The sequence below is a fragment of the Aquimarina sp. 433 genome (genome assembly GCF_054054605.1).
In genome coordinates, this window is record NZ_JBSWZK010000038.1 from 1 (window position 1) to 548 (window position 548).

Annotated in this window: 1 protein-coding gene; it reads right to left on the minus strand. The window is 41.4% G+C overall.

The genetic code is table 11. The annotated features are described in order from the left end of the window. A partial coding sequence (locus ACWNT5_RS24255) for a Calx-beta domain-containing protein (RefSeq protein WP_456518861.1) occupies positions 1-548 on the minus strand: 548 nt, incomplete at both ends.

Sequence of the window (548 nt, forward strand, 5' to 3'; positions counted from 1 at the left end):
ATCGTTACCGTACCACTTGGATCGGTATTACTCGTATTACCACTGGTAACTGTACCACTAACTGTTAAGTCCTCACTTGGCTCATCAATAGCATCATCGATAACAGGAACATCAACAGTAACACTAGTCGATCCCGCTGGAATCGTAACCGTAGTAATAACCTCTGTATAATCACCTGGCTCACTAGCACTACCATCTGTAGTAACTATATCTATAACCGTATCTACACTACTCGCTACATCAATACTTACTGTAACCGTAGCATTACCTACATCCTCCGCAACTGTAATATCGCTAATACTAACCGTAGGGGTATTATCATTATCGGTAATCGTTACCGTACCACTTGGATCGGTATTACTCGTATTACCACTGGTAACTGTACCACTAACTGTTAAGTCCTCACTTGGCTCATCAATAGCATCATCGATAACAGGAACATCAACAGTAACACTAGTCGATCCCGCTGGAATCGTAACCGTAGTAATAACCTCTGTATAATCACCTGGCTCACTAGCACTACCATCTGTAGTAACTATATCTATAAC